29 protein-coding genes are annotated in these 24,077 nt (G+C 43.1%); 14 read left to right on the plus strand and 15 right to left on the minus strand.

The annotated features are described in order from the left end of the window. The first annotated feature begins 25 nt into the window (after nucleotides 1-25). The 3 genes from ACMUMQ_RS09400 to ACMUMQ_RS09410 are packed head-to-tail and all read left to right on the plus strand — an operon-like array spanning nucleotide 26 to nucleotide 1,815. On the plus strand, nucleotides 26-964 hold the full coding sequence (locus ACMUMQ_RS09400) for a DMT family transporter (protein WP_414681730.1): 939 nt from the start codon (nucleotides 26-28) through the stop codon (nucleotides 962-964). 11 nt (nucleotides 965-975) lie between these two features. After that, a complete protein-coding gene (locus ACMUMQ_RS09405; protein ID WP_414681731.1) occupies nucleotides 976-1,482 on the plus strand; it encodes a GNAT family N-acetyltransferase in 507 nt (168 codons plus the stop codon). 48 nt (nucleotides 1,483-1,530) lie between these two features. Then, a complete protein-coding gene (locus tag ACMUMQ_RS09410; RefSeq protein WP_414681732.1) occupies nucleotides 1,531-1,815 on the plus strand; it encodes a putative quinol monooxygenase in 285 nt (94 codons plus the stop codon). Nucleotides 1,816-1,884: 69 nt separating this feature from the next. Here ACMUMQ_RS09410 and ACMUMQ_RS09415 read toward each other — a convergent pair whose 3' ends face one another. Both ACMUMQ_RS09415 and ACMUMQ_RS09420 read right to left on the minus strand, forming a co-directional pair. After that, nucleotides 1,885-2,202: an AzlD domain-containing protein gene (locus tag ACMUMQ_RS09415; RefSeq protein WP_414681733.1), complete on the minus strand. Its 318-nt coding sequence runs from the start codon at nucleotides 2,200-2,202 to the stop codon at nucleotides 1,885-1,887. Then, nucleotides 2,199-2,870 carry an AzlC family ABC transporter permease gene (locus ACMUMQ_RS09420; RefSeq protein WP_414681734.1) on the minus strand — a complete coding sequence of 224 codons (672 nt, stop codon included), beginning with the start codon at nucleotides 2,868-2,870 and terminating at the stop codon, nucleotides 2,199-2,201. Before ACMUMQ_RS09420 ends, ACMUMQ_RS09415 begins: the two co-directional genes overlap by 4 nt. Before the next feature lie 124 nt (nucleotides 2,871-2,994). Here ACMUMQ_RS09420 and ACMUMQ_RS09425 point away from each other — a divergent pair, with 124 nt between their 5' ends. Further along, on the plus strand, nucleotides 2,995-3,552 hold the full coding sequence (locus ACMUMQ_RS09425) for a helix-turn-helix domain-containing protein (RefSeq protein WP_414681735.1): 558 nt from the start codon (nucleotides 2,995-2,997) through the stop codon (nucleotides 3,550-3,552). Nucleotides 3,553-3,608: 56 nt separating this feature from the next. After that, on the plus strand, nucleotides 3,609-4,769 hold the full coding sequence (locus ACMUMQ_RS09430) for a DNA alkylation repair protein (protein ID WP_414681736.1): 1,161 nt from the start codon (nucleotides 3,609-3,611) through the stop codon (nucleotides 4,767-4,769). Between the two features lie 57 nt (nucleotides 4,770-4,826). Here the strand turns inward: ACMUMQ_RS09430 and ACMUMQ_RS09435 are convergent, their stop codons facing one another. Continuing rightward, the gene (locus ACMUMQ_RS09435; protein ID WP_414681737.1) at nucleotides 4,827-5,678 is read right to left on the minus strand and encodes a LysR family transcriptional regulator; all 852 of its coding nucleotides are present in this window, start codon (nucleotides 5,676-5,678) and stop codon (nucleotides 4,827-4,829) included. 125 nt (nucleotides 5,679-5,803) lie between these two features. Between ACMUMQ_RS09435 and ACMUMQ_RS09440 the strand changes: the two genes are divergently transcribed. Beyond that, nucleotides 5,804-6,415: a glutathione S-transferase family protein gene (locus ACMUMQ_RS09440; protein ID WP_414681738.1), complete on the plus strand. Its 612-nt coding sequence runs from the start codon at nucleotides 5,804-5,806 to the stop codon at nucleotides 6,413-6,415. A 146-nt stretch (nucleotides 6,416-6,561) separates the two neighbouring features. Here the strand turns inward: ACMUMQ_RS09440 and ACMUMQ_RS09445 are convergent, their stop codons facing one another. From ACMUMQ_RS09445 to ACMUMQ_RS09470, 6 genes are all read right to left on the minus strand, one after another. Beyond that, nucleotides 6,562-7,545 carry a C-terminal binding protein gene (locus ACMUMQ_RS09445; RefSeq protein WP_414681739.1) on the minus strand — a complete coding sequence of 328 codons (984 nt, stop codon included), beginning with the start codon at nucleotides 7,543-7,545 and terminating at the stop codon, nucleotides 6,562-6,564. A gap of 59 nt (nucleotides 7,546-7,604) precedes the next feature. Next, nucleotides 7,605-8,774, minus strand: coding sequence for an acetylornithine deacetylase (argE, locus tag ACMUMQ_RS09450; RefSeq protein ID WP_414681741.1), 1,170 nt, complete (start codon nucleotides 8,772-8,774; stop codon nucleotides 7,605-7,607). Next, complete coding sequence (locus tag ACMUMQ_RS09455) at nucleotides 8,767-9,441, minus strand: DUF1028 domain-containing protein (protein WP_414681742.1); 675 nt, start codon at nucleotides 9,439-9,441, stop codon at nucleotides 8,767-8,769. The genes argE and ACMUMQ_RS09455 overlap by 8 nt, the downstream gene beginning before the upstream one ends. 12 nt (nucleotides 9,442-9,453) lie before the next feature. After that, a complete protein-coding gene (locus ACMUMQ_RS09460; protein WP_317005223.1) occupies nucleotides 9,454-9,870 on the minus strand; it encodes a RidA family protein in 417 nt (138 codons plus the stop codon). Nucleotides 9,871-9,878: 8 nt separating this feature from the next. Continuing rightward, on the minus strand, nucleotides 9,879-11,144 hold the full coding sequence (locus ACMUMQ_RS09465) for a flavin-containing monooxygenase (RefSeq protein ID WP_414681743.1): 1,266 nt from the start codon (nucleotides 11,142-11,144) through the stop codon (nucleotides 9,879-9,881). 235 nt (nucleotides 11,145-11,379) lie between these two features. Next, complete coding sequence (locus tag ACMUMQ_RS09470; RefSeq protein WP_414681744.1) at nucleotides 11,380-12,291, minus strand: LysR family transcriptional regulator; 912 nt, start codon at nucleotides 12,289-12,291, stop codon at nucleotides 11,380-11,382. A 369-nt stretch (nucleotides 12,292-12,660) separates the two neighbouring features. Between ACMUMQ_RS09470 and ACMUMQ_RS09475 the strand changes: the two genes are divergently transcribed. The 4 genes from ACMUMQ_RS09475 to ACMUMQ_RS09490 are packed head-to-tail and all read left to right on the plus strand — an operon-like array spanning nucleotide 12,661 to nucleotide 16,720. Continuing rightward, the gene (locus ACMUMQ_RS09475; RefSeq protein WP_414681745.1) at nucleotides 12,661-14,190 is read left to right on the plus strand and encodes an amino acid ABC transporter permease/ATP-binding protein; all 1,530 of its coding nucleotides are present in this window, start codon (nucleotides 12,661-12,663) and stop codon (nucleotides 14,188-14,190) included. A 14-nt stretch (nucleotides 14,191-14,204) separates the two neighbouring features. Continuing rightward, a complete protein-coding gene (locus ACMUMQ_RS09480; protein WP_414681746.1) occupies nucleotides 14,205-15,065 on the plus strand; it encodes a phytanoyl-CoA dioxygenase family protein in 861 nt (286 codons plus the stop codon). Nucleotides 15,066-15,091: 26 nt separating this feature from the next. Further along, on the plus strand, nucleotides 15,092-15,931 hold the full coding sequence (locus tag ACMUMQ_RS09485) for an ABC transporter substrate-binding protein (RefSeq protein ID WP_414681747.1): 840 nt from the start codon (nucleotides 15,092-15,094) through the stop codon (nucleotides 15,929-15,931). Between the two features lie 57 nt (nucleotides 15,932-15,988). Next, entirely contained in the window at nucleotides 15,989-16,720 is a 732-nt protein-coding gene (locus ACMUMQ_RS09490; RefSeq protein ID WP_414681748.1) for a class II aldolase and adducin N-terminal domain-containing protein, read from the plus strand. A gap of 40 nt (nucleotides 16,721-16,760) precedes the next feature. Here the strand turns inward: ACMUMQ_RS09490 and ACMUMQ_RS09495 are convergent, their stop codons facing one another. Further along, nucleotides 16,761-17,261, minus strand: a complete 501-nt coding sequence (locus tag ACMUMQ_RS09495) for an OsmC family protein (RefSeq protein WP_414681749.1) — start codon at nucleotides 17,259-17,261, stop codon at nucleotides 16,761-16,763. Between the two features lie 107 nt (nucleotides 17,262-17,368). Between ACMUMQ_RS09495 and ACMUMQ_RS09500 the strand changes: the two genes are divergently transcribed. After that, nucleotides 17,369-18,463: a PA0069 family radical SAM protein gene (locus ACMUMQ_RS09500; protein ID WP_414681750.1), complete on the plus strand. Its 1,095-nt coding sequence runs from the start codon at nucleotides 17,369-17,371 to the stop codon at nucleotides 18,461-18,463. Nucleotides 18,464-18,471: 8 nt separating this feature from the next. On the opposite strand, the gene ACMUMQ_RS09505 is transcribed toward ACMUMQ_RS09500, so the two are convergent. Beyond that, nucleotides 18,472-19,386: a LysR family transcriptional regulator gene (locus ACMUMQ_RS09505; RefSeq protein WP_414681751.1), complete on the minus strand. Its 915-nt coding sequence runs from the start codon at nucleotides 19,384-19,386 to the stop codon at nucleotides 18,472-18,474. 117 nt (nucleotides 19,387-19,503) lie between these two features. Between ACMUMQ_RS09505 and ACMUMQ_RS09510 the strand changes: the two genes are divergently transcribed. Further along, nucleotides 19,504-20,655, plus strand: a complete 1,152-nt coding sequence (locus tag ACMUMQ_RS09510; RefSeq protein ID WP_414681752.1) for an alpha-hydroxy acid oxidase — start codon at nucleotides 19,504-19,506, stop codon at nucleotides 20,653-20,655. A gap of 137 nt (nucleotides 20,656-20,792) precedes the next feature. On the opposite strand, the gene ACMUMQ_RS09515 is transcribed toward ACMUMQ_RS09510, so the two are convergent. The 4 genes from ACMUMQ_RS09515 to ACMUMQ_RS09530 form a co-directional block, all read right to left on the minus strand. Continuing rightward, nucleotides 20,793-21,071 (minus strand): hypothetical protein, encoded by a 279-nt coding sequence (locus ACMUMQ_RS09515; protein WP_414681753.1) that lies wholly within the window; start codon nucleotides 21,069-21,071, stop codon nucleotides 20,793-20,795. A gap of 48 nt (nucleotides 21,072-21,119) precedes the next feature. Then, nucleotides 21,120-21,389, minus strand: coding sequence for a hypothetical protein (locus ACMUMQ_RS09520; protein ID WP_414681754.1), 270 nt, complete (start codon nucleotides 21,387-21,389; stop codon nucleotides 21,120-21,122). Nucleotides 21,390-22,059: 670 nt separating this feature from the next. Beyond that, complete coding sequence (locus tag ACMUMQ_RS09525; protein ID WP_414681753.1) at nucleotides 22,060-22,338, minus strand: hypothetical protein; 279 nt, start codon at nucleotides 22,336-22,338, stop codon at nucleotides 22,060-22,062. Between the two features lie 48 nt (nucleotides 22,339-22,386). Beyond that, nucleotides 22,387-22,656, minus strand: coding sequence for a hypothetical protein (locus ACMUMQ_RS09530; protein ID WP_414681754.1), 270 nt, complete (start codon nucleotides 22,654-22,656; stop codon nucleotides 22,387-22,389). A gap of 456 nt (nucleotides 22,657-23,112) precedes the next feature. Between ACMUMQ_RS09530 and ACMUMQ_RS09535 the strand changes: the two genes are divergently transcribed. Then, complete coding sequence (locus ACMUMQ_RS09535; protein WP_414681755.1) at nucleotides 23,113-23,568, plus strand: DUF6314 family protein; 456 nt, start codon at nucleotides 23,113-23,115, stop codon at nucleotides 23,566-23,568. A 70-nt stretch (nucleotides 23,569-23,638) separates the two neighbouring features. After that, complete coding sequence (locus ACMUMQ_RS09540) at nucleotides 23,639-23,977, plus strand: peptidoglycan-binding domain-containing protein (protein WP_414681756.1); 339 nt, start codon at nucleotides 23,639-23,641, stop codon at nucleotides 23,975-23,977. The last annotated feature ends 100 nt before the right edge of the window (nucleotides 23,978-24,077 follow it).

Consider the following 24,077-nt stretch of genomic DNA (forward strand, 5'->3'; position numbering starts at 1 on the left):
TTAAACAAAAAACAGGGGTAGTGAAATGAATCGTTCAGCGATAAGAGTCGGTACTATTGAGTTGGTGATTGCCATGATACTGTCAGGGACAATCGGATATTTTGTGATCAGTTCTGAGCAGCCATTGTACAATGTGGTGTTTTTTCGATGCGTCATTGGCGTGATTGTTTTAGGAGGCTATGCGTATTTTTCGGGGGTGGTTCGCCGTGAGTTTTTCTTCTTTGGCACCTTGTCCCTGATCATTTTGGGCGGCATTACTTTGGTGTTGAACTGGATTTTGCTGTTTGCTTCTTTTAATTACATCCCGTTTTCCATTGCTACTGTGGCCTATCATATGCAGCCGTTATTTTTAGTGTTGATGGGCGCTTTGGTCAGCCGTGAAAAGTTAGCAGGATCCCTGCTTTTTTGGTTGGCTTTGGCATTTATTGGTCTGTTTTTGATTGTTGAGTTGGATGTGGAGGAGCTTTCTGCTCTTTTCTCTTCGAGCCGTCACTCAGCAGGTGACCCGTCAGCATTAGTGGGTTTGTTACTCGCTTTAGGAGCGGCTTTACTTTATACGGTAACGACACTATTAACCAAGAAAGTCAGCCAAGTGCCATCGACCTTTGTGGCCTTAGTTCAGGTTGTGATTGGTGTGCTGATGTTATTACCTTTTATGGATGCTTCGAACTTACCAACGCAAACTAACCAATGGATTGATATCTTAGTGCTAGGCGTAGTACTGACGGGCTTCATGTACATCATCATGTACGACAGCTTCCAAAAGTTGCCTACTAGCTTGATTGCGATTTTGTCTTTTGTTTACCCAGTTACTGCTTTGATTGTGGATTACCTAGCATTTTCAACGCAAATCAGTTTATGGCAAGGGTTGGGCGTTTTACTGGTGTTGTTGGCGGTGTGTGCCGTGAAGTTTGATTGGCAATTTCCGTTTAAAACGTACTCTGCAAAGATTACCCTGAAATAGAGAGCACAGTGATGGATATTAAGGAAGTATTTGTAGAGGACGCTGAGGTCATTGCATACCTTATTCGGGAAGCGAATAAACCTGTTGCTAAAGAGTTTGGTATCACGTCAGATAATTGTCCAAAACATCCTTCATGTTGTGAGAAAAGCTGGGTTGAGGCCGATTTTAAGCGAGGTGAGCGGTATTTTATGTTAACTGAAAATACGCTTTCTGTTGCCTGTGTGGCTTATGAGGCTAAGACAATGGCGTCCGAAAAAGAGGGGGCTAACAAGGCGTATTTGAATAGATTATCCGTGCTACCAGAACATCAAAGTAAGGGCTTTGGATTGGCGTTAACCCAATATATTATTGGTCTAGCGCGCTTAGATGCGATTAACATGATTAGCATTGGTATTATTACTAAGCATAGAAAACTGCTGAATTGGTATGAAAAAATAGGCTTTATCAAGGGTGAAACAAAATACTTTGAACATCTGCCATTTTCTGTGACCTATATGAGATACAATCTGAATAAATAAAGGCGAAGTCGTTGAGCTTGAATTCAGAAACACACCTTAGGGAAAAGTATGAATAAGATAACATTGAGTGGTTATATTGAAGTGCCAAGGGAAGACTTGGAAGCGGTTGAAAGTGAATTACCAAACCATATTGCACTGACTCATCAAGAAGCAGGTTGTATTACCTTTACCGTCACCCAAGACCCAGATAATCCGTACCGTTTCGATGTCTATGAAGAGTTCACCGATAAGGTGTCCTTTGAGAAACACCAAGTCCGAGTGAAGGCATCCCATTGGGGCAAGGTCACTCAAAAGGTAGAAAGGTTTTATACAATTTCAGAAAGTGAAGAGTAAAAAGAGCTTGTCTGAGAAAAGTAAGAAAAGCCTCTGACGAAACTTATACCAAGTTGCACCTTCCCTAGACTAAGCGATTCCTAGTAATCGTAGACCTGCCGTAATAAGAGCTCCTGCCAGTAAAACCCCTAAGATATTCACACGACAATACGCCAACACGCCAGCTATTAATACACCAGTACAACGTGCCCATCCTGCAAATTCACCCGCTTCATATATCATGGCGACAGCGGAAACAGAAATAAGCAATACCATTCCCATGTTATTCAATAAGGCTTCATATCGATGAAAACCGGTTAAATATTGATCTAACACCGAACCAAAATAACGAAAAGCGAAAGTGCCAAGTGCTAACATGGCCATGCTAAAAACCAATAATACCGTCATACCCTTTCACTCCTTTTAGTGCCTTTTTCAGCGCTTTTTGTGGTAAAGAGAAGTGCACTTACCGACAACAACACAGGCAAACCAACAGGCAGAAAAGGCGTTGTTAATAACGCCATTAGCGCACCTATAAATGCCGTTACCTTTTTATTGATCGTGTTTAAGTTAGGAATCACCAAAGCAAGCATTAAGGAAGGGAATAAGGCATCTAAACCAAAGTGTTCTGGGTGGGTTATTAAATCACCAAATAATCCGCCTACTAATATTCCCAATGGCCAGCAGACAATGATGCCCAGACCGCATAACCAATACGCCTGCCTCTTTGCCTTGCGATCACTTTGAGCCAGAGCAAAAGCCACACTTTCATCATTCATTAAATGACAGCCCAATAATCTTTGTTTTCCTGTACCGACTTCGTTTTTTACAGAGACACCAAAAGGCAGGTGCCGAGCATTGACCAACAAGCCTGCTAATGCCGCCGTAAAAGGACTACCACCAGCAGCAATTACAGAGACAAATAAAAACTCAGAAGCCCCAGCTAATACAATGACTGACAAAACAAATGGAATCCAAAGCTCCACACCAAAATTCACCGCTGAGGCACCAAAAGACATACCAACAACGCTATCAATTAGACAGACGAAAAGGATGCTACGGGTCACTTTACTCATTTTTAATTTCATACATTAGTATTTTATATTGAACATTTGGATTATATAATGAACAAATCATTGCTGTTCGTCAAATAGAACAATCGTTTTTTATATTGAATAAAAATAGAGAATAGAGAATCACATGACACAATCGACTGCCGATCCGAAAAAAATCATCTCAGCCTCATTACAAAGAGAACGACACAAAAAAGGTTACTCACTAGGAGAGCTTGCAAAAATTGCGGGGGTGGCTAAATCGACTTTATCCCAGCTAGAAGCTGGGGCAGGAAACCCAAGTATTGAAACACTTTGGTCATTAAGTACCGCGTTAGAAATACCTTTTTCAGTGTTACTAGAACAGCAAAAACCGACGGTTCAAGTATTGCGTAAAGGAGAAGGCACCACAGTGAACTCAGGCCAAGCGGATTACAAGGCCATCTTATTAGCGAACTGCCCAGCCTCTGCGCGGCGTGACCTTTATCTCACGCTAGTTCAACCCGGTGAGACACATCATTCACAACCTCACGCAAAAGGCGTCATTGAGCACGTTATCATTGCTCAGGGTCGAGCATTAGTTGGATTAAAAGAAGACCCTATCGAGCTTAATCATGGTGATTACATTTGCTACCCCGGAGATCAAGCTCATGTATTCAAAGCCTTAGAAAAAGATACTATGGCGGTATTTGTTACAGAGCATTAATGCCACGTGATAGCTCAGCAAAGATTCACTGTTAAACCTACATTCAGGAGATTGTTATGGAAGCCTTTAAAGACAAGTTCTCGATGGCATTGGTGCGTACCTTTGCGTTTCATCTTTCTAAACAACTTCCTTCTGAAGCAGATTTTAATGAAGAAGCATTTTGTCGCACGATAGAAGCGAAGCTCGATCGTTTAGAGCTAAAACAGCGGGCGCAACTTATTGCCGACGAGATGCACAAAGTCTTGCCAGTAGAGCTAAACCTTAGGTATCCAATATTAAGGCGGATGTTACACACTCGGCCCCATGTGAACCTTAAAGTCTCGCAACAAAGTGATGAAGAGGGGCTATGTGGCTGGGCGATGATGTCATTGGGTATGTTGGTGGCTCAACATGGTTTAGAGGACTTTGAGTTAAGTTTGCAGCTGCTCAAAGATATGACGTCTTATTTTTCTTCAGAGTTCGATATTCGACCCTTTATTGTGGCGGATCAGGACAGAGCTTTGGCTATCATTGCCTCTTGGATTGATGACGATGATTACCATGTGCGTCGTTTAGTCAGTGAAGGAACAAGGCCAAGGTTGCCTTGGGCGATGCAATTACCTTCTTTAATAAAAGACCCTTCTCCACTCATTCCTCTTTTAACAAGCCTACGAGATGATGAGGAAGAGTATGTCAGACGTTCAGTGGCTAACCATCTTAATGACATTGCCAAAGATCACCCTGACATGGTGGCGAGTATCGCTAAAGATTGGTTACAGGGTAATCAACTGCTGAACAAGGACACACAAAACAATAGAACCCGATTGGTAAAACATGCGTGCCGTACGTTAATCAAACAAGGCCACCCTGAGGCATTAGCTGCATTTGGTATTTATCCCGCCAAAATAATACTGGAGTCGCTGAACACAATAAGCCACGAGGTTAGTGTGGGAGGAGACTTATGTTTTGAACTCGCGTTATGTTCGGATTCGAAACAAGAACAAACGCTGATCATTGATTATGTAATACATCATAAAAAAGCCAATGGCACACTGACGACGAAAGTATTCAAATGGAAAAACGTCATACTGAGCCCTGAGCAAACTCTCAGAATTGATAAGAAACACTCCTTTAAAGTCATCACAACTCGCAAATATTACCCAGGGACTCATGCGGTTTCAGTGAAAATAAATGGCACCGACTACGGTTATTGTGAATTTGAATTGGTCGAAAAATAACACCGCGGTATAGCAGGGAAGCGGCCTTATATCTAAGTCTTATATTAAATCAAAGTGTTACATACCTGTGCTCTCTATGACGTTTTCTATCACGCTTTCAACCCATTCAACGGTTAACCAATCTGGTGCAGACGCGGATCGAGTAAAGGCGATTTCAACCGATGGTAAGTTGGGCAAAAGGTCGCTTTCAATGATTTCTAAGGCGTCATTGACGCTGATACTGGCAATGGCGGAGATGGCTTTTTCAGCCATTAGTAAAGACTCGATCAGGGTTAAGTTAGAGGTTACGCAGTACAGTTGATATGGCATGCCTTTTTTCTGGAAACCATCAATGGCACTGGAATGAAATTTACAACCAGACTCGTATAAGGCCAAAGGCAAAGGCGATAAACTTTGCCAGTCAAAGTCTTTCTTCGCGACCCAAACGCCTTTGTCTTGAAAGAGCGTTAAGCCTTCATCACTTCCTGGGGTGCGAGTAACAAGGGCTAAATCAATTTCTCCTTTATCCATCAGCTCCCTAAGCTCAATTGACGTTCCCGTCCTGATGCGAAACTGAATCGAGGGCAATAGGGATTCCATGGCTGACATAATGACAACAAGTAAATTCGACACATAATCGTTTGGACAGCCAAGGTTGATGAAGGCATTTTGCTTTGGTCCAACGATGGATTGCAGAGCACTTTCTTGCAGTTGTAGGATTTGCCTTGCATAGCCGACGAGTTGTTGGCCTTTCTCTGTCAGTACTTGCTCTCGACCTTGCTTGGTAAATAGCTCGGCTCCAATGTGCTCTTCCAATCGTTTCATCTGCATGCTGATGGCCGATGGTGTTCGAAAGGTTTGCATGGCAGCACGTTGAAAACTGCCGTGGTCGACAATTGCTACGAGGGTCTTTAACAGTTCTGTATCCAATACCTTCTCCTATTCATCAAAATTGGTGACGCCTATCATCAATTTAATTGGCTTTTTTCTCTTTACCCAATCACAGAAGATAGGGCTATCCATTTTTCGATAATTCATTAAGCAAGGAGTATCTCATGATATTGCACGATTTTTTACCCTCCGGAAACGGTTATAAGATCCGTTTATTATGTGCTTGTCTAGGGCTTAACGTGCCATTAAAGGAATATGACATTACCCAAGGTGAAACTCGCACTGAGGCGTTTTTGGCATTGAGCCCTAACGGTAAAATCCCTCTATTAGAGTTAGACAGTGGGGAATGCTTGAGTGAAAGTAATGCAATTCTTTTGTACCTTGCTGAAAAGTACCAATCCCCTTTATTGCCAGTCGATCTGATACAAAAAGCTGACATACATAAATGGCTATTTTGGGAGCAGTACAGCCACGAGCCAAACATTGCTTCAGTGCGTTTTTGGTTAACCCACAATGCTATGAATGCATTAAAAAAGCAGATGTTGCCTGATCGTGTTCAACAGGGAAATGAGGCTTTACAACTTATGGACGATACTCTAAAAAACCAAACCTTTCTGATAGGTGAGGACTTGTCACTGGCTGATATTTGTCTGTTTGCCTACACCCACGTGGCGGAGGAAGGCGGTGCTTATCAGTTGAGTGATTTCCCTAATATTCAGCGTTGGATTAGAGATATTGAGTCACAGGATTGGTTTATTCCAATTACTCAGCGTTAGCCATTGAAACGTTATTTTTTAGGTGTTTTCTTACAAAATATAGTTTTGGTTGTATTTTGAGATGTTAAAAGGAAAAATTGCTCTTAGTGCATAAGAGCGGGACCTCCCACTCTTATATTGTTCACTTTGTATAATAAAAGGCTATGTTAGTGTTTTATCGATTGAATGTTTTTGTTGACCGCAAACTCTGGCTTTTTCTGTTTTGACAGGTGTGTTACGGCTTGTTGAAGAGAGATCTTCTTACTTTCTAGTAAGGACTCTTTTGATAAAAAGGCCACATGAGGCGTCACAATGACATTGTCCATGGCAATGAGCTCACAGTTTGGGTTCCCTTCGTCTGCGAGTACGTCTAAACCTGCAGCAGAGACTTTGTTGGATTTTAGGTTGCTGATCAATGCGGTTTCATCAATGAGTTCACCACGAGCCGTATTGATAAGGATGACACCCTCTTTCATTTGTTCAAAGGCGTGTTCGTTGATCATGCCTTTTGTGCTGGGAAGAAGAGGCGAGTGGAGAGAGACAATGTCTGAGATGTTGAGAAGTTCATCCAAAGAGTCGCATTTTGAAATGCCCAAACGCTCGGCTTCTTCTTTCGACGTTGATGAAGAATGCACATAAATATTTATGCCAAAGCCTTTTAGCATAGGAATGAGTGCGCGAGGGATGGAACCTAGCGATACAAGACCGCAGTTCTTACCTTTTAATTGGTACAGGTCGCCGCCGATGCTGGCATCCCAAGTGCCTTCTTTTACACTCTTTCCATAAATATGTACTTTGCGGCTGAGGTTCAGTAGTAGCGCCATGGCATGGCTGGCGACTTCGTAAGCGCAAAAAGCGGGTGTATTGGTGACGTAAATACCTTCCTTGTCCGCTGCGTCTATGTCTATCTCGTTTGTGCCAATGCTTTGTAGCGCAATGATTTTTAAATTAGGCAGCTTTTTCAATGTGTCAGCGCTGACTTCCGTGTATTCAAGCGTGAGGGAATCGGCTTCTTGCACATCGTCTACGAGGTTGTTGCCATTTACTTGTACCAGCTCTAGGTCGGTTATTCCCCACTGTTCTAGTAGTTGTTTTTCATAGTTTAGGTCGCTGGGCATGTTGTAATAAACGACTTTTTTCTTTGCTGTCATGTATGTTCTTCCTCTAATGATGTAGTCTTTCCCTAAAGCGGTTAGGAGAGGTTAAGGTGTTATTCGCTCATCCAGTCGCGCAGGTTTTCCAGCATGTGATGGCAGCTTTTCAATTGTTCTACGCTGACAAATTCATCGGGTTTATGGCCTTGCTCCATACTGCCCGGACCACAGACGATGGTAGCGACGCCAGCCTCGTCGAATAATCCGCCTTCGGTACCAAAGGCCACAGTGCCGAAATTCTGGCTGTTGCTCCAGTTCGCCACCCATTGGGCAAAGTCCGATTGTGGGTCTGTGAGTAGGGGCGGATAGGAAGCTAAGACTTCGAATTGAATCCCTGTGTTGGCGTTAACCGATTGCATCTTTGGTTCTAGGGTGTTTTTTGCATAGTCCTGTAACGCATTTAAGCTGGCGCTGTGGTCTGCTTGTGGTAAATAGCGCATTTCTAAGTCAAAGTGACAGTGCTCAGGCACAATATTGAGTGCCGTTCCGCCTTTAATGACGCCAGTTTGTAGAGTGCTATAAGGTGGATCAAAACGCTCGTCTTGATGCTCTTTAAGCGGTTCAGCTAAGTCGGTGAGTTTGTTCACCAGCTTAGCGGCGTATTCAATCGCATTCACGCCTTGGGGTGCATAGGCGGAATGGCATGGATGACCCTGCACATTGCAGCGCATCGCTACTTTCCCTTTGTGACCATAAACCGGTTCCATATTAGTGGGTTCGCCGACAATGCACATGGTGGGCTTTTGGGGCGATGAGTTGATGTGTTCGATTAAGGATCGGACGCCTAAGCAGCCTATTTCTTCGTCATAGGAAAAGGCCAAGTGTAAGGGAAGTCGCAGACTGGATTCTTTAAAGCGTGGTACGGATTCCAGAACACAGGCAATAAAGCCTTTCATATCAGCGCTGCCTCGACCATAGCATTTGCCGTCTAACTCAGTGAGTTTGAATGGATCAACTGTCCAGTTCTGGCCGTCCACAGGCACAACGTCTGTGTGCCCAGAAAGCATAACGCCACCTTCTGTTTTTGGGCCTAATCGAGCATATAGATTCGCCTTGGTTCTCTCATCATTGATAATGAGCTGGGAGTCAATGCCTAGCTCATTAAGGTAGCTTTCTATGAATCGAATTAAGGCAATATTGGGGTTTCGACTCACCGTGTCAAATTGCAGCAATTCCTTGAAAATGTGCTGTAAGGACGGTGAAAAGTCCACAAGAGAATCACTCATCTCCCGGTACTCCGTAGCTTGGCGCTTGGCGAGGGTCTAAGGCGCGAGTCACGTAGGCTTGCATTTGAGGCTTATAATCGCTCCACAGTTTTGATAGGGCGTTTATTGGTTGTTCATCCGCCCAATCAACACGTAAATCAACTAGTGGCCAAGAGCAACTTTCGACAATTTTTAAAGCCGCTGAGTGAACAGGGCCAGCTTCGCCACCGGCTTCTGCGCCTGCGTTTAGGGCGAATAGAAGTCGGTCACCCAATTCCCCTTCGGACACTTCAAAGGCTTTGATCATAGCATCAATTACTGACTGCTTAGAGAGCATGTTACCCGCAGCAATGCAGTTTTTCCCTGCCACCGTCTGGTAAACACCGAGGGATTGTGCACCGCTGAAACTGGCGGTTTCTCCTTTGGTGTTGATCGCTGTGACTTGGCGATAGTCGCTAAACTCATCTTCAGATAAGGCTTTACTGAGGGCTTGCTCAGGGGATAATTCATTCGCCATGTATTCAAGAGTTTTGCTGCCTAAGGATGGCAGTGTAATGTTTTGGCTAGATACCGCGCCAACGCCTGCTAATAACCACGGGCAACGAGCGCCAACGGCGATACTAGAAGAACTAATGGCAATGCCAAGTTGACCGCTTTTAGGACAATACGCTGTGATAGAAATAGTCATCTTATCTCCTCGCTATTTTTCATCTGGAATGACGGCGATAATGTCAATTTCCATCAACCATTCTGGTTGCGCCAAACCAGCGACAACCAATCCTGTTGAGATGGGATAAACACCTTTTAACCAACGTCCTACTTCACGATACACTGGCTCACGAAAACGAGGATCAGTGATATAGGTGGTTGTTTTGACAATATGAGATAGGTCACTGCCAGCTTCTTCTAATAGTTGTTTTACGTTCTTCATGGCTTGCTCTGCCTGTGCGGCTGGATCGCCAAGACCAATAAGCTTGCCGTCGAAATCGGTACCAACTTGCCCTCTTACATACACTGTATTGCCAGCCACAACCGCTTGGCAAAGGTCATTGTCAAGGGACTGATTTGGGTAGGTTTCTTTGGTGTTAAACATTCTAATGCGAGTGTGAGTAGGCATAACTTCCCCTATTTAGCCGCTGGGCTAGAGTATTGTTTGTATTGGCGTTGGATGACGATCTGGTCAGCAATGTATTTTGCATCGTGCCAAACACCCCATATGAATGAAGAGCCTCGACGTGAGAGCCACGGCAAACCTAAGAAATATACGCCCGTTTGTTTCGACACGCCGCGATGGTGCTTAGGCTGATTGTTGTCATCAAAAGCGTCCACATTAAGCCAGCTGTAATCGGTCGAGTAACCTGTTGCCCAAATAATGGATTGAATCCCGGCAGCTTTCATATCTAACTCAAGTGTTGGATTCGTCATGCAATCAGGGTCAGATAACAGTTCTCTTGCCGCTGGCTCTTCTGGCAGGTTTAGACCATTGTCGGCAATGTAAGCATCGGCTCTATCGAGTAGCGAAAGGTAGTTTGCATCACCTGCACGAATGTTGTCCGCTAGGTCGTTGTTAAAGATTACAGTTGATTGGTTAAAGGACTGAGTGCGACCAACAAGCTTCATGCCTCGTTCAGCCAGCTGGCGGAAGTCGATGGTCTTGCCGCCTTCGGCACCACTTACTGCGATGGTGACATGCTCTTTACCCGGTTCGTTGGCTGGAACGTCCCAAAGACCTAACACGCCTAACCACCAAACAAAGTCACGGCCACGATAACTGCGAGGAGGTCTATCGTGAGGGCCAACAGAAAGGTAAACCGTCTTTCCTGATTTCAATAACTCATCAGCAATTTGTACACCAGAAGAGCCTGCACCTACGACTAGCACAGCACCTTCAGGAAGTGCTTCTGGATTACGGTAATCTGCTGAGTGAATTTGATGGATGCCATGATCTTCGGTTGCGATAGACGGAATAACGGGTGTTTGAAATGGACCTGTGGCGGAAACGATATGCTGAGCATGAAAAGTGCCGTCAGAGGTTTGTACTGTAAAACCAGAGCCTTCTTTGTTTTTTTCTACATTATAGACTTCAATACCGCTTATAACAGGCAACTCAAATTTTTTGACGTAGTCGTTGAAGTAGTCTGCGACTTGGTCTTTTGGTACGAAGCAGTCTTGGTCCACATCTGAGAATTCCATACTTGGGAAGCGGTCGTGCCAAGCTGGGCCGTTTGCCACAAGAGAGTCCCATCGTTTTGTTCGCCAAGCTTCGGCAATTCGATTCTTTTCTAGTACTAGATGAGGAACGCCTTGACGAGTGAGATGTTCGCTCATTGCTATGCCGGCTTGTCCTGCACCTACGACTAAAGTATCCACTTCTTTAATATTGACTGTCATTTGCGTGCCTTCTTAATTCAAAAATATTGATTGTCTAGAGGTTTAATTAGCTTATGGCAGTGAAAAAAACAGGTAAATTACAATAATTGTGTTAACTAAATAGGAAAATAATATCTAAGCGTTATTTGACTGATATTGGGGGGCGATAGAGGACAAAAACAAAAAAACACACCTAAATTGAGGTATGTTCTTTTATTTTCTGCGTCATATTAGTGCAATGTTTAGAAGGTGCTTTTTAGGAAGAGGGTTCTAAATTTGTGCTTAAGCAGTAGTCCATGAACAGTCTAGCAGGCTTGGTTGGCTCGTCGGTTTTTAGGTAAGCCATGATCAACATTGAGCTTTCCATGTCGTCTTCAATTTCAACATATTCCAGTCGCTTTCCATCATAAGTCATCTTATTGCAAGGCCGAGTCACTAAAATAGAGAAACCTTGGCCTTGCCCAACCATACAGCGAACCATTTCAATCGATGGAGAAGTGTATGCAACTTTAGGATATAAGCCTTTTTCAGCAAAGATGTTTAAGAAGTAATTTCGGCTTGGAATAACATCCAGCAATATCATTGGCTCTTGGCTTAACTCTTCCAATGTAACGGATTCCTTAAGAGCTAATGGGTGGTTTTCCGGTAATAATGCATAAGGCTTATGAGGCGCGTTAAGTGGTTCTTTTCGAACAGAATTGTCAATTTCTAAATCGTATAAAAGCGCAAGATCAAACTGTCCTCGATGTAATCCCGCCATTACTTCGTGTTGTTGCCCATCATGGAGTTGAACCTCTATACCTGGATACATTTTCTTAAACCCAGCTGTTAACTTGGGGATGTAAAGTGGCGCGACCGATTCAAAACAACCGATGGAAATTTTGCCACTGATAATGTCACTGTCTGCCAACGAGTTTTGCTCGAATTCATGGGAAGCTCGGAGTAATTCTTTAGCCTTATCATAAAAGCGTCGACCACTTGGTGTCAGTGAAATGCCTTGAGCATGGTGTCTGATAAGAAGCTGTTGTCCGAATGAACTTTCTAGGTTTTTTATGGCTGTTGAAATGGAAGGCTGGGCAATATGTAGCTTTCTTGATGCTTCTACGATGCTTTCTGTTTCCACTGTGGTGGTGAAGTAATGGAGTTGCTTTAGGGTGAAATGTCTCATTAGGTTGCCTATACAAAAAATGTATTCAATTTTGCGTTTAGAATACTTTTTATCTACGCAATTTTTATGCCTTTTAGTCTTTAGTTATTGATATTAAATAGTTTTGTATTGAACTTAGTTTGTTGTATGAACGAATTAAAAAGAAAAACTGAGTCATTTTAGTGCAAAACTTGAACAAATATTCTTTTCTGGTGCGGCGCCTTTAGATAGTTTTTTTTGAAGTAGAAGAGAAAAAAATACTAATTGCTAGCTTCCTCCAACGCCCTACATACTGATTACAAATTCAAGAAGGGTAGGTTTTGATTTAAATCTATTTCTTGTCAATTAATCGCTTGTTAATGAGCTAGTTGGAACGAGGATACGAGTATTATGGTATTTGATTGGGGTTATCTTTTTAGCTTGTTTAGCTTGCCGGACTTTTGGTCGGCAAGTTTGACGGTTGTACAGCTAAGTATTGCCAGCTGGTTGATCAGTATTGTGTTTGGTTTTGTTCTCGCCTTAGGCAGGCAATCTAAGTACGGTATCTTAAATATCCCTGCAAAGTTTTATATCTGGTTATTTCGCAGCTTACCTCTTCTTGTTTTACTGATGTTTGTTTACAACATGCCTCTGGTTTTTCCTGCCAGTGGAGAATTTTTATCCAATCCATTCTTTGCCGGTTTACTTGCCATGGTGTTGTGTGAAAGTGCCTATATAGCGGAGATACACCGCGGTGGTTTGCTGTCTATTGCGAAAGGGCAAAGTGAAGCAGCAAAGGCGTTAGGTATTCGTTTTGTTGGTGCTCAGTACTTGGTCATCATTCCTCAAGCTTTTCGTGTGGCGTTGCCGGCCTTAACCAATGAGCTTGTTTCCATTGTGAAGCTAACCTCGTTGGTTTCCGTGGTGTCACTAACAGAAATATTACTCGTTGGTCAGCGACTTTATACCCAGAACTTTTTAGTGCTTGAAACCATGGCAGCGGTGGCAATTTTCTATGTGATGATAGTGACCGTTTTTGACTTCTTGTTACGCTTTTTAGAGAACGCTTTGGATGTGACGAAAGCAAAGCCAAAGCAGCAACTTTCTGAAGAATTGATGGCGCAGATTTCCAATGCTCCGCAATTAAAAGCAGAAAAAGCGGCAGAGATTGATGGGCCAGCTTTGGAGGCGCATAAGTTACATAAAAGCTACAACGATGTAGAAGTGCTTGGCGCGGTTGATTTGAGCGTACAAACGGGCGATGTAGTGTCTATTATCGGGCCTTCTGGCTCAGGTAAGACCACTTTGATCAGATTGTTGAATGGTTTGGAGCAGCTTGATAACGGCGAAATCAAACTCAATGGCAACCCGTTTATCAAATTACTTCGCCAAGTTTCAAGTAAGCCCCGTGTTATCGAGCATCCAGAACATAGAACAGAAATCGGTATGGTGTTCCAAAGCTTCAATCTATTCCCTCATTTGTCTGTTATGGACAATTTATTACTGGCGCCTATTTATCACAAATTGGCACCGAAAAAAGATTTAGAAATGCAGGCTTACCAGCTTTTGAACAAGGTTGGGATGTTAGAGCATGCGTGGAAATACCCTCACCAATTGTCCGGTGGGCAGCAGCAGCGGATTGCGATTGCCAGAGCCTTGATGATGAAGCCAAGCATTATGCTATTTGATGAACCTACTTCTGCACTGGACCCTGAAAAAGTAAATGAAGTACTGCAAGTGATTGAGGATTTAGCGAAAGATGGCATCACCATGGTGATCGTCACCCATGAAATGAACTTCGCTTTCAATGTCTCTGATCGCATTGTGTTTATGGAAAAAGGCCGAGTGGTGTGTGATGAATCTCCTCAGGCCTTGAGAAGGGGAGATAACCCACGAGTGGAAGCTTTCCTAAAAGACGTATCGTTAAGTTTAACTGAATAATTTTGGAGTATCCGATGCTAGAACAATGGCAAATTGATAAATACAACGAAGACGGTTTTTTGGTTGTTGAAAATGTATTAAGCGCGGAAGACATTTCTGCTTTGTTGGAAGATTTCAATGGCTGGGTTGAAGAGAGCCGTAAACACACGCAAGCGTATGGCGAAACCATTGATGGGCGTGCTCGTTTTGATGTTGATCATGATCACAGTGCTGATCATCCGTCATTACGACGAGTGGCGTCGCCGGCGGAAATTTCGGACACCTACAAAAGAATCGCATTAGAGTCAAAAGTGGCCCAGTACTCAGGTCAATTGATTGGCGGTTCTGGCGCCCGTTTTCATCATGGCAAAATCAACTCCAAATTGCCTCATACGGCGACGCAAGTGAAATGGCACCAAGACTTTCCATTTACACCACACAGTAATGATGACTTAGTGACCAGCTTATTGATGGTCAGTGAAGTCACGCTAGAAAATGGGCCGCTTCAAGTGATTCCTGGTAGTCATAAAAAAGAGCTATTCAGTCATTGGCATGATGGGGTTTTCACTGGCGCAGTGAGTGATGAGATTGAAAGTGAGCGTTGCCAAAATCCAGTGTCTTGTTACGGACCAGCGGGTTCTGTTTGCTTCATGCATTCACGCCTATTACACGCCTCAAGCCCGAATGACACTGAGTTGCCTCGCACTATGTTTATTAACGTTTATGCGGCTGAAGATGCGCTGCCATATGGAGAGAACCCACTTCCTAGTATTCACTCAGGCGAAATGGTCTGGGGGAAAGAAAGCGGTCAAGTCAGGAGTACTGCAAATACCTTGAAGCTACCTCAGAAACCGAAAGGTGCTTCGTTCTTTGTTCAGCAAGCCAATCAAGATTAACCCCTAAATTAATGAGAGGAAATACAATGAAATATTCTGCATGTAAAGCTCGTTCACTGGTTACTGGTGTTGTTACGACTGCAATGAGTGCGACATTACTTCTATCTTCAGCAAGTGCTTTTGCCTTTAAAGAAACGGGGAAAATCATTGCGGGTTCTGATATGACTTATGCACCTTATGAATATATGGATAAGGGCAAGCCAGCGGGTTTTGATATTGAATTTTTAAACGGCGTTGCAAAAGAAATGGGTATTGAAGCGGAAAATATTGATACTCGCTGGGCCAATTTAATTCCAGGTTTGCAAGGCGGCCGCTACGATATTATCAACTCCTCTATGTACATCACGGCTGAGCGAGTAAAAGTGATCGATATGATCCCTTATCTAAAAAGCGGTCAATCTATCGTAGCGCCTACAGTCAAAGATTTTCAGCCTAAAGTATTTGAAGATCTATGCGGTCATAAAGTAGGGACAATGGCTGGCACGGCATTCCTTAAACAAGTGCAAAGCATATCAGCGGATTATTGTGATGCTAATGGTCTAGGCCCTATTAAAATTAGTGAGTACCCAACAGACCCTGAGGCGACTCAAGCCGTCTTATCTGGTGCTGTTGAAGTACAAGTTACCGATGCTTCTATTGCTAAAGGCGTCGTGAAAAAATTGAATGGACGTATTGGTGTGTCTTCTGACACGATTCTTTATCCTGTATTAAATGGCTTCGCTGTTAAAAAGGGAAATGATGAAGTGAAGAAAGCACTCATTGAAGGTATTGAAAAATTCAGTAAAACACCTGAATACGCGGCTTTATTAGAGAAATATAACTTCCAAGCGCCAAACGCAGAAGATCTCAAAAAACTTATGCCTTAATGATTAATAAAGCCTGTGTAGAGGTCAGTTTACACAGGCTTTTTTCAGGAGATAACAATGTCCTTTTCTAATGAAGAACAAATACGAATCGACTTAGCAGCGTCTTTTCGTATTTTTGCTCATCTTGGTATGCACGAAGCGGTTGCTAATCATTTTAGTGCTGCTGTTTCAGAAGATGGGAAGAAATTTCTTATTAACCCTAAGTGGAAGCATTTTTCACGAATAAGAGCTAGTGATCTGTTGCTTTTGGATGCGGATGATCCTTCTACGGCAGAACGACCTGATGTGGATGCAACAGCATGGTCTATTCATGGCCAGCTCCATCAGAAATTACCTCATGTGCGCGTTGCCATGCATTTACATCCTGTTTATGCAACGGCTGTTTCTACGATGAAAGACCCAAGAATACTTCCTGTCGATCAAAATACCGCCCGTTATTTTAATCGCGTTTCTGTGGACACTATGTTTGGTGGTATGGCGGATAGCGTCGAAGAGGGCGAACGACTGTGTGGCTTGCTAAAAAATAACAGCCGTTTATTGATGGGTAATCATGGCGTGATGGTAACAGGAACAGACATTGGTGTTGCCTTTGACGACATGTGGACGTTAGAGCGCGCTTGTCAGATCTTTGTTACGGCCTTGTCTACTGGTCAACCATTGAATGTGCTTTCCGATGAGGTTGCCGAAAAAACAGCCCGCGACTGGGAAAAAATAGAAGACTTCTCCCGACAGCATTTTGAAGAAATGAAGACGTTAATGATCCAGCAGGACCCTTCGGTTTTGGATTGATAGTGTAATGTGGTGTAGTGTTTTCATGGGGAGTGGAACACTACACTAAAAATGCCTCATCAATCCGTACGTCAGTCAGCACTGAGTTCGCAATAAAGCAGGCTTCGTGGGATTGATGATGTAAGGCTTTTAATACTTTTGCGCTTGGCCTTTCTCCAACAAAGATCACTTCTGGCTTTAATACCACTTCTGTCATCATCTGTTTGCCATTTGGCCCAATGGCTAAGGTGCCGACCGCTTTGTCTGTGTATTGTTCTACGATGAGTTTTTTGCGGGAAGCGAAGTCGAGAAAGAACAACATATGACAGCTTGAGATAGAGGCCACAAAAGCTTCTTCTGGGTCCACATTATCAGCAACAGACATGGGGACGGGAACGATATGAGGAGAAGAGGAGGCTGGTACCACCACACCGCCTTCGAATTGCCATTCATGGGCGCGGCTGTATTGTCGGTCTAGGAAGTTCTGGGAATGGCGTTTCCACTCCACGGTAGCAAAGTATTCTGACATAAAAGCGCTCCAGTAAGTTCTAACCATCATCATTGAATGCCTTTTATGCTAACAGGAAATTAAGGCGAATAAGCCTTGCATTGTGAATTTTAAACAATCAATATGCTGTATATATATACAGTAATTATGGGTTGTTTTTTATGTCTATTCCAAGTAAGACGAATCCTTTTCATTTGCCAATTAAGGGGCGAGGCACGGCCAATAATCTAGCTGGGCGTTTTGCCATTACCTTGGTGGAAGTGGATGAAAATGACGAAAATGTGGCCTTATTGGAAACATCGTCGCCGAAAACAGAAGTCCGCTACGAAAGAGCCAAGAGCATCATTAGCCGAAATAACTCCCCTGATGTGCCGTTTAGGCAATCGATAAACCCTTATAAAGGGTGTGAGCACGGCTGTATTTATTGTTTTGCACGGCCTACACACGCTTATTTGGATTTGTCTCCTGGTCTGGATTTTGAAACGAGGCTGGTGGCGAAAACGAACGCTGCTTATTTATTCGAAGAAGAGCTGGCTCACCCGAATTATCGCTGTGAGCCCATTGCATTGGGGATCAACACGGACGCGTACCAGCCGATTGAGAAGGAACTGAAAATTACTCGCGAATTATTGCAGATTGCCTTGGCTCATCATCAACCGATCTCCTTGATTACCAAGAGTACTTTGATTCTTCGTGATATTGATATTTTGGCGCAAATGGCTGAGAAGAAGTTGGTTCATGTGGCGATCAGTGTGACCACCTTGGATAACGACTTAAAGCGTATTTTGGAGCCAAGAACGGCTTCAGGCGCAACCCGTCTGAAGGTGATTCAAACACTGCGTGAGGCGAGGATTCCCGTTAGTGTTTTGGCGGCCCCTGTGATCCCTTTTATTAATGATCATGAGCTAGAGGAGATTGTCGCGGCTAGTGCCAAAGTCGGTGCTCAATCCATCAATTACATTATGCTTCGCCTTCCCCATGAGATTGCTCCTTTATTTGCTGACTGGCTACAACAACATTACCCAGACCGTGCGGATCATGTTTTACAGCGTATTATGGACATGCGTGGTGGCAAGCTTTACGACAGCCGTTTTGGTAAACGTATGACTGGCGAAGGATTATTTGCGGATTTGATTAATCAGCGTTTTCATGTGGCGAGAAGAAAGTATGGGCTGGATGACAACCGCCTCAGTTTTCTTGATTGCCGACAGTTTAAAGTACCGCCTAAAGAAGGCGATCAAATGCCTTTGTTTTGATGCTTGCTTTAAAAGTATTCCTTCTTGTTTTGATAGGCTTTTTTTATGTGTTCTATCAGCAGTCTAAGTTTTTCTGGTAAGTATCTAGTCTGTGGGTAAATTGCGTAGACGCCAAGTTGCCGTGGTTGGTAGTCGGTCAAAATGGCTTGTAAAGCGCCTTTCTGTAGGTCTTCATAGACGCAACAACGTGGCACATAAACAATACCAAAGCCTGCCAAAGCCGCTTTGCGTAAGGCTTGAGCGTTGTTGGTGGCTAAACTTCCGCTGATTCGCACGCTTTCTTCTATCGAACCTTTACCTGTCTCATTTTTAATAAAGCGCCAATCGAATGAACCTTGTGCCTGATAGGTGTAAGCGAGGCAATTGTGTTCTTTTAGTTCTTCTAAATGAGTGACTTCACCGTGTTTTTCAATGTAACTTGGTGAGCAACAAACCACCCAATTGGATTGAATCAGTGGCTTGGCGATTAAGCTGGAGTCTTCTAATTTTCCGGTGCGAACTGCAAGATCGAGCCCTTCCTCGACCAGATTCACAAAGTCATTTTCCAGACGCATATCCACTGTGATATTTGGGTACATTTGGCAAAACTCAGCGATAGCTTCGGCTAGTAGTAACTCTCCAGAAATGGTGGGCACAGAGATTTTTATGTGCCCGCTTAGCCCGTGACTGAAAGCCGATACCGCAGCCACGGCGTCGCTGACTTGGCCTTCTATGTTTTTAGCGTGCACATAAAGGCTTTCGCCTGCTTCTGTCAGGTTGAGCCGTCTTGTTGTTCGGTGAATCAACTGCACACCAAGTGCTTGTTCAAGGCGACTGATTCTTTTGCTCAAAGCCGGTGTGGATAGCTCTGCTAATTGAGCGGCTTTATTGAAAGAGCCTGTATCGGCCACGTAAACAAAAAGTGTTAAATCTGTTGCATTCAAAGTCATTACGCCGTTTTAAGAAAGAGTTTATTATTTTGTGTCATATTTATTATAAATGAAACTCGGACTATAGTGACTGGATTGATCAAGTGAACAACTAAAAAAATAAGGGACACAATGATGCGACTAAAAGATTGTCATAACTTTCATGATTTTCGGGTCTTGGCCAAAAAGCGTTTGCCAGGCCCGATCTTTAATTACATTGATGGTGGTTCTGATGATGAGTCGACTTATCGTCGCAATACGGCCGCTTTTGAAACCTGTGATTTGGTGCCGAGTGTTTTAACTGGTGTTCAGGATGTGGATCTTTCTGTGACTGTGATGGGGCAGAAACTCGATATGCCAGTTTATTGTTCTCCCACGGCGTTACAGCGTTTATTTCACCATGATGGTGAGCGTGCCGTTGCTGGCGCAGCAGAGAAATACGGCACCATGTTTGGTGTGTCTTCTCTTGGTACAGTCAGTATGGAAGAAATTGCAAAACAAACCAACACGCCTCAGGTTTATCAGTTTTACTTTCACAAAGACCGAGAATTAAATCGCGCCATGATGCAGCGAGCAAAAGACGCAGGTGTACAAGTCATGATGCTAACGGTGGACTCCATTACCGGAGGCAACCGTGAAAGGGATTTGAGAACTGGCTTTTCTATTCCTTTTAAACTGAACTTGAAAGGCATGCTGCAATTTGTTCTTAAACCCATGTGGGGCATTAACTACGTCACACATGAACCTTTCAGTTTGCCTCAATTGGATGAGCACATCGACATGGGCAATGGCGCGACGTCTATCGGTGACTACTTTACCAATATGCTTGACCCTTCAATGAACTGGGATGATGTCGCCGAAATGGTGAAATTCTGGGATGGTCAGTTTTGTTTGAAAGGTATTATGAGCCGAGAAGACGCTCGCAAAGCGGTCGAAATTGGCTGTACAGGCGTCATTATTTCTAATCACGGTGGTCGACAGTTGGATGGTTCTCGTAGTTCGTTTGATCAACTGGCTGAAATTGTCGATGAAGTTGGTGATGAAATTGATGTGATCTTTGACAGTGGCGTGCAGCGCGGCACTCATGTATTGAAGGCTTTGTCGCTTGGTGCAAAGGCGGTGGGTATTGGCAGAATGTATTTGTATCCACTTGCGGCAGCTGGTCAACCCGGTGTTGAGCGAGCGTTAGGGCTCATGCGAGCAGAGCTTGAGCGAGATATGAAGTTAATGGGCAAAACTTCCGTTGATCAGCTATCTAGAGAGAACTTACGCTTTAGGGGCTGACTTTTTGGTTTGTGAGATGCGTTAGTGATGAAGAGTAAAGGAATGAAAGCGTAAAAAAGTAAGAAGCCTCAACGAAGGGGAATCAACATTGAGGCTTCTTTCAAGGGGAGGCATCTAAAATGAAACGGAAAAGGGGATTATTCCGCTGAAGTTAGTTGCAGTGAATCAAATTGTGCTTGAAGTTCAGCGTGCTTAGCGTTGTAAGCGGCTTCTTTCTGACCGAAAGTGTGTGCACCGTTCAGATCAACACTAGAATCAACTGTTTGGCCTAGGTTTTCCAAAGTAGTAGATAAAGAAGCAACGCTTGCTTTAGCAGTGCGTAGATCGTCAATTGCATTGTCGTTAGACGCGAAAGCAGAAGTTGATAAAACAGATGCTGTGATAAGAGTTGCTGCGATTGCTGTTAATTTTTTCATGATAGTGTCCTTTTCAAATTGGGTTTAATGGCTAATAAGGTTCTTTTCTTATTGAGCGTTTAATTCATCAAATTGAGCTTGAAGTTCAGCGTGCTTAGCGTTGTAAGCGGCTTCTTTCTGACCGAATGTGTGTGCACCGTTCAGATCAACACTAGAATCAACTGTTTGGCCTAGGTTTTCCAAAGTAGTAGATAGAGAGGCAACGCTTGCCTTAGCAGTGCGTAGATCGTCAATTGCATTGTCGTTAGACGCGAAAGCAGAAGTAGATAGAACAGTTGCTGTAACTAGAGTTGCTGCGATTGCTGCTAATTTTTTCATGATGTTTTCCTTCTATATATTTAATTTTTACTTGGGGCTTGGTAAGCAAGTCCCCGTCTGATGAAGTTCATATTAGAGGAATTTTTTGGGATTGAAATAGCTGAAAAGGCGCTTCCCTTGTCTTTGCCGAATAGGCGATTTTAAGTGCATAATTGCCGAAATATGCAGCTTTTTCGCAAAATAAGCACGTATCAGGCTGTTTCTTACAAATGAGTAAGAAAGCTTCAAAACGGGATGTTGAATTGCCCCTAATAAGCATATTAGGTCGAAGAGTTTGCATGCTTGTGTTGTAGAAATGAGCGAAACAGAGATCAGCCTTGGCTAAATAGAGGGATATTCAAAATCATCTTGCACAATGTTTTTTTCGATAAATATTGGCTTTCTTATGAATCTACTTATATCAGATGTTAAAAAATCATCTTGGTGTGGCGCTGGAGTATTCTTATCTTAGAAAGTCTGCGTGAATTGACCAAGCACTTGGTGTGAGCGATAAATAAAATTCGAGGATTAGGGTATTTTTAGATTAAGAGGGTAAGGCAAGTTTTGCTTAGTTGGGTTCTAGAGCACTTTAAAAGATCAGGTATTTAAAAAGCAAGAAGCCTCAATGAAGGGGAATCAACATTGAGGCTTCTTTCAAGGGGAGGCATCTAAAATGAAACGGAAAAGGGGATTATTCCGCTGAAGTTAGTTGCAGTGAATCAAATTGTGCTTGAAGTTCAGCGTGCTTAGCGTTGTAAGCGGCTTCTTTCTGACCGAAAGTGTGTGCACCGTTCAGATCAACACTAGAATCAACTGTTTGGCCTAGGTTTTCCAAAGTAGTAGATAAAGAAGCAACGCTTGCTTTAGCAGTGCGTAGATCGTCAATTGCATTGTCGTTAGACGCGAAAGCAGAAGTTGATAAAACAGATGCTGTGATAAGAGTTGCTGCGATTGCTGTTAATTTTTTCATGATAGTGTCCTTTTCAAATTGGGTTTAATGGCTAATAAGGTTCTTTTCTTATTGAGCGTTTAATTCATCAAATTGAGCTTGAAGTTCAGCGTGCTTAGCGTTGTAAGCGGCTTCTTTCTGACCGAATGTGTGTGCACCGTTCAGATCAACACTAGAATCAACTGTTTGGCCTAGGTTTTCCAAAGTAGTAGATAGAGAGGCAACGCTTGCCTTAGCAGTGCGTAGATCGTCAATTGCATTGTCGTTAGACGCGAAAGCAGAAGTAGATAGAACAGTTGCTGTAACTAGAGTTGCTGCGATTGCTGCTAATTTTTTCATGATGTTTTCCTTCTATATATTTAATTTTTACTTGGGGCTTGGTAAGCAAGTCCCCGTCTGATGAAGTTCATATTAGAGGAATTTTTTGGGATTGAAATAGCTGAAAAGGCGCTTCCCTTGTCTTTGCCGAATAGGCGATTTTAAGTGCATAATTGCCGAAATATGCAGCTTTTTCGCAAAATAAGCACGTATCAGGCTGTTTCTTGCAAATGAGTAAGAAAGCTTCAAAACGGGACGTTGAATTGCCCCTAATAAGCATATTAGGTCGAAGAGTTTGCATGCTTGTGTTGTAGAAATAAGCGAAAAAGAGATCAGCCTTCGCTAAATAGAGGGTTATTCAAAATCATCTTGCACAATGTTTTTTTCGATAAATATTGGCTTTTAATGATTTATTAAAAACTGGTGGTAACATTCGCGGTTTATTTTAAGCAAAACGTCTACAGGTTCAGAATTATAATGTACGAAATCGAAGCAAAAGAGGTGTTGTCTTACTTTTTAGGCAGTTGGAAAGTACAGCGAGTGGTTTCTAGCTTTGGGGAAATCACTGGGCAGGCGACGTTTCAGGTGAATGATGAGCATGAGCAATACTTGGATTTCCAAGAAGCGATGGTTCTGCCAAATGCTCAGCATAAAAGCCAAGATCAAAAGCCCAATGCGTTTCGTACTTATCAATATCGAATGACCAATGAAGGCTTTGATATTTTCTTCTCTGATGGCGCCACAAAAGGCGATTTGTTTTTAAGTTTCGCCTTTACTCAAGCCAGTATTTTGACGTCGCATCATTTGTGCATCAAAGATCATTATGACGCGACATTTGAATTCCTTTCGGCTGATCAATTCGAGCTAAGCTTCAGTGTTGTTGGCCCGAAAAAAGATTATTCCATCCAGACGACATTCACACGAACTTGCTAGATCTTGTGCTTTTCTTGGTGTTATTTAAGATAAAATAATTCACATTAATCATGACGTAGGAAGCAAAGAAATGAAGTATCCAATCATAATGATGTTGTTTGGTGTTGTGTTGAGCAGTTCTGCTTTGGCGAAAGGCAATGCACCAGATCCAATGGATTGTCATCACAAAAGCAAAGCAGGTGAGCAGCATTGTCGCCTTGCTGAAAAAGCACCTGTAAAAGTGAATGTGGTGTTGGAAACTCAGAAGCAGTTAAATCGTCTTGGTTATAATGCAGGTCGAGCAGACGGTATTATGGGTAAAAAGACACGTGATGCCATTGTGCGTTTTCAACGACAGCATCATGAAGTGGTTGATGGAAAAGCGTCCATTGCTTTATTAGACAAGCTAAAAACCACGGTAAAACACTAGTTTCTAAGATGCTTCGGTTATAGAGCGTCCGTCTTTCAAGACTGTAAAAGCCAACATGAGTTGGCTTTTTTCGTTTAAGTCGTTCAACTAGACATCTCAA

The sequence above is a fragment of the Marinomonas algae genome, from assembly GCF_047525555.1.
Taxonomy (GTDB): domain Bacteria; phylum Pseudomonadota; class Gammaproteobacteria; order Pseudomonadales; family Marinomonadaceae; genus Marinomonas.